This is a genomic window from Pinirhizobacter sp., from assembly GCF_035317885.1.
Classification (GTDB): Bacteria; Pseudomonadota; Gammaproteobacteria; order Xanthomonadales; family Rhodanobacteraceae; genus Pinirhizobacter.
Map to the genome: position 1 here is coordinate 1 of NZ_DATHFX010000486.1, position 10,270 is coordinate 10,270.

The following is a 10,270-nucleotide window of genomic DNA, read 5'->3' on the forward strand; positions in this document are numbered from 1 at the left end:
CCTGGCCGAACGCACCCCGCCGGCTCCAGTGATCTTCAGCCGGTTGGCCATGAGCTCGTTCCTGCGCCAGGACGAACACCCCATCTTCTATGCGCAGGCGCTCTACGCGCATTGGGAATTGAATGGCGCCCGGGTGATCAATGGCACCCGCGCGCTCAGTGTGGATGCTTCCAAGGCCCGTCAGATGGCGGTGATCCAGGCCCAAGGGCTGGCCATTCCCGCCACGCGCGTGGTGCATCGCAGGGCGGACCTGGAAGCGGCCACGCTGGGCCTACGGTTCCCAGTGATCGTGAAGGTGAATATCGGTGGTTCGGGCAGCGGCGTGGTTCGCTACGACACGACCGAAGAGCTTCGCGCGGCTGTCCTCGCCGGCATCACGCCGACCGGCATCGACGGCGTTTGCCTGGTGCAGGAATATGTGCCCGCACGAAACGCGCAGGCCGTACGCATGGAAACGCTCGACGGCAAGTTCCTTTACGCCATCGCGCTGAACACCGACGGCGGCACCTTCGACCTGTGCCCGGCGGACTTCTGCCTGGTCGACAAGCCGACGGTAAGCGCGGTCGAGTTCAAGCCAGACATTGAGACCATCCGCGAAGCCGAGGCCATCGCACGCGCATCGAACCTGGACATCGGCGGTATCGAGTTCATGGTGGACGATCGCGACGGCACGCGCCGCTACTACGACATCAATGGCCTGTCGAATTTCGTCGCCGACCCGCTGAACGTGCTGGGTTGGGATCCTCATGAAAACCTGGCCGACTACCTGCACCAGGCCATCCAAACGTACCAGGGGAAAGCCGCATGAAGTACGGATTCTGGGCGCCGGTTTTCGGCGGCTGGCTGCGCAATGTACGCGACGAGAACATGGAAGCCAGCTGGGATTACTTCAGCCGGCTCTGCCGTCGCGCCGAAGAGATCGGCTACGACCTCACGCTGATCGCCGAGCTCAACCTCAACGACATCAAGGGCGTCAAGGAACCGGCCATGGATGCCTGGTCGAGTGCCGCGGCGCTCGCCGCCGTTACCAAACGGCTTGAAATCATGGTGGCGGTGCGTCCGAACTTCCATCACCCGGCGCTGTTCGCCAAGGCCGCGGCCAACATCGACAACATCTCCAATGGCCGCCTGGCGCTGAACGTGGTGTCGTCCTGGTGGGCCGATGAAGCCACCCAGTATGGCCTGCAGTTCGACCAGCACGACGATCGCTATGGCCGCACCGCCGAATGGCTGACCGTGGTCGACGGCCTGTGGTCGCAAACGCCCTTCAATCACCAGGGCGAGCGCTACCAGCTCACCGACGCCATCTGCGAGCCGAAGCCGAAGTCGTCGCCGCGGCCCACCATCTACGCCGGCGGTGAATCGGAAGCAGCGAAGAACCTCATCGCCAGCCGCTGCGACGCGTACGTGATGCATGGCGACGAACCGGTGGTGATCGCTGAAAAGATCGCCGATATGCGCGCCCGCCGCGAAAAAACCGGCCTGCCGCCGATGATCTACGGCATGGCCGCTTACGCCATCGTCCGCGACACCGACGACGAAGCCCAGGCTGAAGTGGAACGCATCACCACGCTCGACCCGGATGCCCCGGGCTTTGCCAATTTCGACCAGTGGCTGTCGGGGACGCAGCTCGAGCGCGAGCTGAAGATCCGCGAATATTCAGTGTCCAACCGCGGCCTTCGACCGGGGCTGGTCGGCACCGCGGCGCACGTGCGTGATCGTATCAAGGCCTTCGAAGACGCCGGCCTTGACCTCCTGCTTCTTCAGATGAGCCCGCAGCTGGAAGAAATGGAGCGCTTTGCCACCGAAGTGATACGCAGGCACTGACCGCGGAAGGTTCAAACCTTCCTGTAGCGGAAGCAGCCCTGCACGTGGTCGTTGACCATGCCGGTGGCCTGCATCCAGGCATACACAATAACGGGGCCGACAAACTTGAAGCCCCGTTGCTTGAGCGCCTTGGACATGGCCACCGAGCTTTCGGTCTGTGCCGGAACCTGGGCCGTTGACGTCCAGCCGTTGCGAAGCGGCTTGTTACCGGCGATAGCCCACGCAAAATCGGCGAAATCGTCGCCAGCTTCCTGCATGTCGAGGAAGGCCCGTGCATTGCCGACGGTGGCGGCGATCTTCGACGCCGAGCGGATGATGCCGGCATTGGCCATCAGGCGATTCACATCGCGCTTGCCATAGCGGACGATCTTCTCGGGGTCGAATCCGTCGAATGCCTCGCGGAACGCCTCGCGCTTGTGCAGGATGGTCTTCCACGACAACCCTGCCTGGAAACCGTCCAGGACCAGCTTTTCCCACAACGAGCGGCTGTCATGGATGGGCACCCCCCATTCGGTGTCGTGGTAGTGGCACATTTTCGGATCGATACCCGCCCACGCACAGCGAATGACTTCCTTGGCCATGGTGCCTACCCGATTCCCACGCCGATGTCGGCAATGGCTTGCATTGTAGTGCCTGTGCCCAGCTACCATGAGGGCGCTTTCCAAGGGGACGCGAGAACGGCATGCGCAGGGCATACCAAACACTGGCCGGGCTCGTCCTGGGGCTGGCGGCCAACGCCTACGGTGGCACCCTGGTGGTGCACGTGGACGACGGACACGGACATCCGGCTGATAGCGCGGTGGTCACGCTGGAATCACCCGGCGGCGATGCGGCCGCGGCCACGCCCGCACCGGCCACGCACACCATCGACCAGCGCGACGAGACCTTCATACCCTACGTGGAGGTCATGCGACCTGGCGAAAAGGTGGTCTTCCGCAATTCGGACAACACCCGCCACCAGGTGTATTCGTTCTCCGAGCTCAAGCGCTTTGAATACGTGCTGCGCCCGGGCACCAGTTCCCCGCCGCTGACCATCGACGGCAGCGGCATCATCGCCGTGGGCTGCAACATCCACGATGAGATGATCACCTACCTGTTCGTCACCAGCGCACCGGCGCGCGTGACAGGCAAGGACGGCAACGCAAGATTCGAGGGCCTTGCGTCCGGCAGCTACCAACTGCGCGTCTGGCACCCGCAGCTCAAGCCCGGCGACCAGGGCGCCCGGCTGGAAACGGTCATCGCGGAGGGAAGTTCCGACACGCCGCTCAAGGCCCACCTGACGTTGCTCCCCGATCCGCGGGCCAGCATGGACCGCGAGCACATGGGTTACTGACGAGCCATGCCACACCTGGGCTTCCGCCTGCGGGTTGCGCTGTTCTTCGTGGCGACCATCATCGCCGTGCAGGCGCTGACGGCAGGGCTGGGCTATGAGGTGGCGCGCCGCGAGCTGGTAAGGCAAGGCGGCGCCCAGCTGGAAGCCAACTCCAACGCCTTCGTGGCACAGATGGACGACATCGCCACCCGGGTGGCCTCGTCGGTACAGATCCTCTCGCAGGACTACGGACTGCGCTCGGCCATTGGCGAGCAAGACCACGGTACGGTGCTCTCGATCCTGCGCAACCATGGCCGCCGGGTCGGTGCCACGCGCATGCAGTTGGTGGGGCTGGACGGCAAGGTCCAGGCCGATACGGCGCACGCCGGTGCAGCCGCCGTGCCGTTTGCCAGGGCCACCCTGTTACAGGGCGCCTTCGACGGCCGCAAGGCCGCGGTGGTTGCGGAGAACGGCGCGGTGTTCTGGCAAGTGGTGGTGCCCATCTATGCCCCGCAGCCGGCAGGCCTGGTCGTGGCCAGCGTTCCCATCGACGATAAGCTGCTTTCGCACATGCAGGAGCTCTCCACCCTGCCGCGCGACGTGGAAATGATGACGCGGCCAGCGGGGAAACCGTGGTCGGTGGTGGCCCATGGCGGAGGCGAGGCACGGCTGCCCCCCGGGTTCTTCGCCGGCAATGATCATTTCCCGGATGCACCCGTGCTTGCCCAGTCCGGCGGACGCGAATACCTGGTGCTGGCGCGCAGTTTTCCCCAGGCAGCGGGCGACCCGGAGGTAGCCGCCGTGCTGGGCTATTCACTGGACGAGGCTTTACGCCCGTATCGCTCGGTATGGCTTACCTGGGCCGGGCTGCTGGTGCTGGGCCTGGTACTGGGCGTGCTCAGCTCGCTGTTGATCGCCCGAAGCGTTTCCAGGCCCGTGGAAGCGCTGGCCGCCGCCGCACGGCGGATCGAGGCGGGCGATTACCGGGCACCGGAGGGAATGCGGCGCAATGACGAGATCGGCCAGCTCGCCACCAGTTTCCAGGCCATGACCGTGGCCATCGGCCAGCGCGAGGAGCGCATTCGCGAGCAGGCGCTTCACGATGCCGTGACCGGACTTCCCAACCGGGTGGCCAGCCAGGCGGCGATCGAGCGCCCCCGCGCGACCTCCGAGGCAACCCTGGTGATGCTTGGCATTACCCGCCTTCCGGACATCATCAAGACCGTGGGCCATGCCCTGGGCGACCGGCTGATGCACGACGCGGGTCGCCGCCTGTCGGATCTGGCAGGTTCGCGCTTCGTCGGGCGCGTGTCCGATACGCAGTTCGTCCTGTGGCTTCCCGATGCCGGCCGTACCCGTGCCACGGAGCTGGCCTCGCGCCTGCTCGATGCCCTGGGCCGACCCTTCGTCGAAGGCGACTTCAGTATCGACATGGGGCCGGCCATCGGCATCGCGTGTGCCCCGGGGGACGGCGAGGACGCCGCCACCCTGCTACGCCATGCGGAGGTAGCCCAGTTCGCGGCGGCAGGGTCGGCGCGCGGCCTGGCTTTTTACGATGCCGCCACCGACCCGCACCGGCCCGACCGTCTCTCGCTGATGGGCGACCTGCGCGAAGCGATCGACCAGGGCCAGCTCACCTTGCACTACCAGCCGAAGCTGGACCTTTCCAGCGGACGCGTCATGGCGGCCGAAGCCCTGATCCGCTGGCAGCACCCGCGGCGCGGCCTTGTGCCACCGGACGCCTTCATCGGCGTGGCCGAGGAAACCGGCAATATCGGCCGCCTGACCCGCTGGGTAGTCAACGACGCCCTGGCCCGTGCCCGCCGCTGGACCGAGGCGGGGCACCCCATCAACATCGCGGTGAACCTTTCCGCGCGCGACCTGGAAGACCCCGATCTCACCCGCCGCATCGGCGACCTTACGGCCATCCACGGCGTGCCCACGTCGATCCTTCCCCTGGAGGTCACCGAAAGCGCCGTGATCGCCGATCCCGCCCGAGCCCTTCAGGAACTGCGCCGACTTGCCGATCTAGGGTTCAAGATCGCCGTGGATGACTTCGGCGTTGGCCGATCCTCTTTCGCCTACCTGCGCCAGATGCCTATCCACGAACTGAAGATCGACAAGACCTTCATCCGCAACTTAGCCAGCGACGAGGGCGACCGCGTGGTGGTGAGGTCGATCGTGGACCTGAGCCACCGCTTGGGCCTGCGCGTCACCGCCGAAGGCGCCGAAGACGCAGCGGCACTGGACTACCTGCGTGAAGTCGGCTGCGACTGCGCCCAGGGCTACCAGATTGCCGCCGCCATGCCCGCCCTGGCCTTCGCCGAACGCTTCCTGGTCGACGGCCCGACGACATGACAGCCCCAGCCAGCGTTCGCGGCGTCCTCCTCGCCGGGCTCACAGTCGCTGGCAGCGTCGCACCGGCACAGGACGTAAAAATCCATGCCTTCCTCGATGGACGCCTGGTGGATGCACCCTCCCCCACCAGCTTTACCGAAGGCGGCTACGGCAAGACACGCTACGGCAACGGCGACACCCGCCTGCAATTCGGTGGCGGCGGCCTGGTCGTGACGGCCCAGGCCACCCCTGCACTGTTCGGCCTGGTGGACGTGCAGGCGCAGACCACCGACCACCGCATGCTCGGCCTGGTGGAAAGTTACCTGCGCTATCGCCCCGTGTCGCTCTCGCCATGGCGCTGGTCGCTGCAGGCCGGCGTGTTCTTTCCGCCGGTGTCGCTGGAGAACGACGGCATCGGGTGGACCAGCCCATGGACCATCACGCCCTCGGCGATCAACAGCTGGGTGGGAGAAGAACTGCGCGATGTCGGCTTGCAGGGACAACTTCAATGGCGCGGCCAAGGCAGCTCGCTCGCCGTGACCGGGGCGCTGTTCCGTCGCAACGAGATCGCCGGCAACATCCTGGCCGTGCGAGGCTGGTCACTCAGCGACCTGACCTACGGCCTGGGCGAGCGCATCCGTCTGCCGGACAAGCCCGACGACGACGGCCAGGCGCCCACCGAGCGCTACGATCCCTTCCGCCGCGTCACCAACCAGATCGGCTGGCACGCCGACGTCACCTGGCGCGCGCCGGGCAATACGCGCGTGACCCTGCTGCGCTGGGACAACAATGCCGACCCGCATGCATGGGTGCCCTATGAAGGCGGAGACCGTCTCTTTGCCTGGCGAACGAAGTTCTGGTCGCTTGGCGCTACCACGCAATCGGGCCCCGTCACCTTGATCGCGCAGGCCATGGAAGGAGGCACGCTGGCGCGGCCCGGGATGCGTCACGTACAGACACACTTCCGCTCTGCATTCGTGCTGGTGGGCTGGAACCAGGGCGCCTGGCGGCCTGCCTTGCGCGTGGAACACTTCAGCACCGATACCGACTCCAGCTTCGGCGACGGCGGCGAGCACGGCAACGCGGTGACGGCGGCACTGGCGTGGCGTCCGCGCGACTGGCTGCGCATCACCTATGAATTGATGCGCGTGGACAGCTACCGTTTGGACCTGGCAAGCGAAGGCCAATCGCCCCACGTTAAAGCTACCCAGATGCAGGTAAGCGCGCGCCTGTTGTATTGACCCGGCTCGCCCGAGGGGGGCACCATCGGTGATCCCCGCGCTCAAAGGCATCTCCATGCACTGCAAGCCCTGGCTCATCATCCTTGTCGCCGCGCTTGCCGCGTGCAGTTCCAGCCACAACGACACCCAGGCCCCGGCGACCGCATCCACCGCGCCGGCAATGGCCTCCACCGCGCCTCCGCCCCCGGTACCGGCGGTGCCACCCGGTACGCACACGTTCCAGGCGGGTATCAACGCCGACGACTTCTCCGCCCACCTGCGTACCATCGCCTCGGACGAATTCGCCGGCCGTAAGCCGGGCACCATCGGTGAACGCCTGACCACCAACTACCTGGTGGAGCAGTTCAAGCGCATCGGCCTTACGCCTGGCGTGAAAGGTGAATGGTTCCAGGCCGTTCCAGCCGTTACCACGACCTTGCAGAACCAGGACGCGCTCAAGCTCACCGTCGCTGAAGGCGGCGGTACCGAATCGTTCGCCTTCGCCAAGGACATGGTGGTTGCCACGCTCAATGCATCGGCCCACGTGGAACTGAAAGATTCCGACATCATCTTCGCCGGTTACGGCGTGGAGGCGCCCGACCAGCAATGGAACGACTTCGACGGCGTGGACGTGAAGGGCAAGACGGTGGTGGTGCTGGTGAACGACCCAGGCTGGAACGGCACCGACAAGGCGCTCTTCAAGGGTCGGGAAATGACCTACTACGGCCGTTGGACCTACAAATACGAAGAGGCCGCGCGCAAGGGCGCCGCCGCCGTCTTCATCGTGCACCAGACCGAACCTGCAGGCTACGGCTGGAACGTGGTGCAATCAGGCTTCTCGATGCCGCGGCTCGACCTCCCCGTCAGCGAAGACCCTGCCCCCCGCATGCCCATCGCCGGGTGGCTCACCCTCGACGCCGCCAGGCGGCTCTTCGCCAAGGCCGGCAAGGACTTCGACGCGCTCGCAGCCCAGGCCAACCAGCGCGGTTTCAAGGCCGTGCCGCTGGATGCAAAAGCGTCCATCACGCTCGACAGCACCATCGGTACGTCCATTTCCAGCAACGTCGTCGGCGTACTGAAAGGCAGCAAGCACCCGGACGAAGCCATCGTCTACACCGCGCACTGGGACCACCTGGGTACCGATCCTTCGATCAAGGGCCACAACATCTACAACGGCGCCGTCGACAACGGCACCGGCATCGCCGCGCTGCTGGAGATCGCCGAGGCCTTCGCCGCGAAAAACCCGCACCCGGAGCGCAGCATCGTGTTCGCCGCGGTGACGATGGAGGAATCGGGGCTGCTTGGCTCGAAGTATTACGTGGCGCACCCGGTGTTCCCGCTGGCCAAGACCGTGGCCGACATCAACATGGACGCGATCGACATCATGGGCCCGACGCACGACATGTCCGTGGTGGGCCTGGGCCAGTCGCAACTGGATGATGTACTGAAGGATGTCCTTGCCGCCCGCGGCCGCGTGGTCAGCGGCGACGATGCGCCGGAAAAGGGCCACTATTTCCGCTCCGATCATTTCAACTTCGCCAAGGCCGGCGTGCCGGCGCTTTCCGCCGGCGGCGGCGTGGACATGATCCAGGGCGGCAAGACGGCCGGGGAAGCTGCCGTGGCCGACTACGTGGCCCACCGCTACCACCAGCCGGCCGACGTCTTCGACCCGCGCTGGGACTTCACCGGCGTGATGCAGAACGTGCAGGCCTACTACGACGTGGGAGCGAAACTGGCCGACAGCGACATGTGGCCGGCCTGGAGCGAAGGCAGCGAGTTCCGCGCGGCGCGCGAGGCGATGCTTGCCAAGCCTGCTGCGAAGCCGAAGAAGAAGCACTAGAAGTTCCACTGCAGTTGCACGCGCGCCACGTCGGCCCGCACCTTTGGGTACGGCGCCTGGCGCGTGTTGGTACGGCGCATGTTGGCGTAGGCCACGGCGATTTCCAGCGCATGGGACGGCTGCCACTCCACGCCTGCCTCGAGCTCGTCGACCAGCATGCGCGGGGCGTTGGTGTCGAACTTCGCCGCGCCCCGGTACGTTTGCCACTTCACGTAGGGCGTAAGCACGCCATAGGTGCCCGTGCGGCGAACCATGGCCTGCACATAGCCACCGCGCAGCGAGCGGGTACGGATGCGCTGCTGCGCGACATCCAGCTGCGGGCCCTCGCCCACGGTCCACTCTGCCTGCAAGCCGAAAGGCTGCGGATACCAGATCACGTGGGCTGCAACCCGGCGATCGGTAGAGCCTTGGAGGCCGGCATCAACCGTAGGGGTAAACGATATGCCGTCGATCTTGATTGAAGTCGGCGTGCCCACCCGGTATTGGCCGGCGTAGGCGTCGGCGCCCACTTGAACGAACTGTCCTGAGGACAGTTTGAACGGCCAGGTGGCATGCAACACCATGTGCCGCCGGTCGTTGCCCTCGGCGCGGTTGGCCCCCTGGCCGTTGTAGACGCCCAGTCCAAGTACGCCATAGTCCCCGCTGCCCTTCAGCCCCGACTTGGTGAGTTCCCCGAAACGCTGGGCGGCAATCTTCGGCGAGTAATAAAGGATGAATCCAAGATCGCGCTCGTCACGCACTCCGGCATTGAGCGCGTCGGCGCGATCGGGTGCCAGTCGGTTCTGGCTCGATTGCAGGTTCTCAAAACCATAAGGCACTTTCGACTGCCCGGCCCGCACGCGCCATTCATGGGCGCGGTCAAGGCTGATATCGGCATAGGCGTCGCGTAGCTGGCCGAAATTGGAGGTCGTTGAACCGGTGGGCGTACTGCCGAAGTCCGGCTGCAGATAGACGAATACCCGCTCGCTCACCTGGCCGCTGATGACCAGCCGCACACGACGCAGCCCAAACGACTGATTCGCACCGAGGAACTTGTCACCTGGCGTGGCCAGTTGGGCTTCGTCACCTGACAGCACCTGGTTGTAACGCATCTGCACGTAACCGCGAACCTGCAGGCGTTCGTGCCATGGCCCGGCAGGCGGCTTGACCGCCGCGACCCTTGCCGTGGAGGCGGCGATGGTTGCTTCGGCGGGACGGCGGTCGCCGCGGGCCGGGGAGGCCTCGTGGGCGGCATCCGCGCCGGTGACCGTTGACGGCGCAGCGATGTCCGCGGTGGCGTGACCCTGGGCGGCGGGCTCCTCGATTTTTCGGAACGCCCCCAGCCTGGTCCGGCCGGGGCCCGCCTCGGCAAAAATCTGCCGGGTCTGTTGATCGACGTAAAGTTCGACGTCCACTTCAGCGGCGTCGATAGTCGACATAACGGCCAACAGACCCACGGCCAGGATGCTTCGTTTCATGCTCACGTTCCTTGTGTGCAAATCGCGTCGCCGATCCTGGCGACGAAGACGGACGCTACGGACTGGATGTTTCCGCGTTGTGACAGCTGGCGCAAAAGGCTGCGAAAACAATCGCAATAGAATCAGATATTTATACAATTCGTCAAAAATTCGTAGTTCAAACCCGGCGTTCCTGCGGCGATAATGCGGCTTCGGCCGCCACCTAGGGGAAACCATGGCGCGCCGGCCACCCCCTTCACAAAAGAAGATCCACGCCGATGCCAACCGCCTTCCCGCG

General features: G+C 65.5%; 8 protein-coding genes. 6 read left to right on the forward strand and 2 right to left on the reverse strand.

Going from position 1 to position 10,270, the window contains the following annotated elements:
• Both VK519_RS15985 and VK519_RS15990 read left to right on the forward strand, forming a co-directional pair.
• Positions 1 to 808, forward strand: an 808-nt coding sequence (locus VK519_RS15985; RefSeq protein ID WP_414692765.1) for an ATP-grasp domain-containing protein, incomplete at its 5' end; no start/stop codon positions are given.
• A complete protein-coding gene (locus VK519_RS15990; RefSeq protein ID WP_324351381.1) occupies positions 805 to 1,827 on the forward strand; it encodes an LLM class flavin-dependent oxidoreductase in 1,023 nt (340 codons plus the stop codon). The genes VK519_RS15985 and VK519_RS15990, both read left to right, overlap by 4 nt.
• Positions 1,828 to 1,838: 11 nt before the next feature.
• On the opposite strand, the gene VK519_RS15995 is transcribed toward VK519_RS15990, so the two are convergent.
• Entirely contained in the window at positions 1,839 to 2,408 is a 570-nt protein-coding gene (locus VK519_RS15995; protein WP_324351382.1) for a DNA-3-methyladenine glycosylase I, read from the reverse strand.
• A gap of 101 nt (positions 2,409 to 2,509) precedes the next feature.
• Here VK519_RS15995 and VK519_RS16000 point away from each other — a divergent pair, with 101 nt between their 5' ends.
• Genes VK519_RS16000 through VK519_RS16015 form a run of 4 tightly spaced genes read left to right on the forward strand, consistent with a single transcriptional unit; the run spans position 2,510 to position 8,536 of the window.
• Complete coding sequence (locus tag VK519_RS16000) at positions 2,510 to 3,160, forward strand: cupredoxin domain-containing protein (protein ID WP_324351385.1); 651 nt, start codon at positions 2,510 to 2,512, stop codon at positions 3,158 to 3,160.
• Between the two features lie 6 nt (positions 3,161 to 3,166).
• The gene (locus VK519_RS16005; protein ID WP_324351387.1) at positions 3,167 to 5,497 is read left to right on the forward strand and encodes a bifunctional diguanylate cyclase/phosphodiesterase; all 2,331 of its coding nucleotides are present in this window, start codon (positions 3,167 to 3,169) and stop codon (positions 5,495 to 5,497) included.
• Positions 5,494 to 6,717, forward strand: a complete 1,224-nt coding sequence (locus VK519_RS16010; RefSeq protein ID WP_324351389.1) for a hypothetical protein — start codon at positions 5,494 to 5,496, stop codon at positions 6,715 to 6,717. The genes VK519_RS16005 and VK519_RS16010 overlap by 4 nt, the downstream gene beginning before the upstream one ends.
• Positions 6,718 to 6,772: 55 nt before the next feature.
• Entirely contained in the window at positions 6,773 to 8,536 is a 1,764-nt protein-coding gene (locus VK519_RS16015; protein ID WP_324351390.1) for a M28 family metallopeptidase, read from the forward strand.
• Here VK519_RS16015 and VK519_RS16020 read toward each other — a convergent pair.
• Positions 8,533 to 9,993 carry a porin gene (locus VK519_RS16020; protein ID WP_324351392.1) on the reverse strand — a complete coding sequence of 487 codons (1,461 nt, stop codon included), beginning with the start codon at positions 9,991 to 9,993 and terminating at the stop codon, positions 8,533 to 8,535. The genes VK519_RS16015 and VK519_RS16020 overlap by 4 nt on opposite strands.
• Positions 9,994 to 10,270 lie beyond the last annotated feature (277 nt).